This window comes from Mesorhizobium sp. M2A.F.Ca.ET.037.01.1.1, from assembly GCF_003998075.1.
Taxonomy (GTDB): domain Bacteria; phylum Pseudomonadota; class Alphaproteobacteria; order Rhizobiales; family Rhizobiaceae; genus Mesorhizobium.
The window spans coordinates 1-609 of sequence record NZ_RZSA01001689.1 but is presented as its reverse complement, the minus strand read 5'-3'; the positions used below and the strand labels follow the sequence as shown (position 1 = coordinate 609).

The 609-nt window shown below is 67.2% G+C and carries 1 protein-coding gene; it reads right to left on the bottom strand.

Features of this window, described 5'->3' with window-relative positions; genetic code table 11:
* Positions 1–73: 73 nt before the first annotated feature.
* Positions 74–607 (bottom strand): isoprenylcysteine carboxylmethyltransferase family protein, encoded by a 534-nt coding sequence (locus tag EOA27_RS39235; RefSeq protein ID WP_127259060.1) that lies wholly within the window; start codon positions 605–607, stop codon positions 74–76.
* Positions 608–609 lie beyond the last annotated feature (2 nt).

Below are 609 nucleotides of genomic sequence, written 5' to 3'. Positions count from 1 at the left end.
GATCTGCGCCTTCGGCGCCGGCTATTCGATTGGGGGCGCGCTGCTCAGAATGCTGTAAAGCCATCCCGCCGCGTTACGCCGGCGCGAACGGCACCAGCATCGGCACGCGCCTGGCGTAGTCGTCATAGGCCGGGCCGAGTTCGCCGCGCAGGAAGCTTTCTTCCAGCCTCGCCTTGACAACGACGCCGACAAGCAACAGCGCCGCGCCCGCGATACCCCATATCGTGCCTTTGACGGCCGCCGTGGCGAGGATCGACAGCAGCAGGCCGGTGTAGATCGGGTGGCGGACGAGGCCATAGGGGCCGGTATCGACCACGCGATGATCGGCCTTGGCGGTGACGTTGGCCGACCACAGCCGGCCGAGATGAAGGCGCGCCCACCAGGCGAAGGCGATGCCGATAGCGATCAGCGCAACGCAGATCCAAGCCTCGGTGAGCGTCGGCGTCCAGAGCCGCAGCCTGCCGACATAGCCATGCGCCGGCACGAACATCAGCACGGCGCCGGCCAGCCAAAGGACACGATAGCGCGCCTCCGACTTGAGATCGGCGCGCTTTTGCGCGGGATCTGCCCAGGCAGCGGCAAGGACCCAGGATACCACCCAGAACAGCC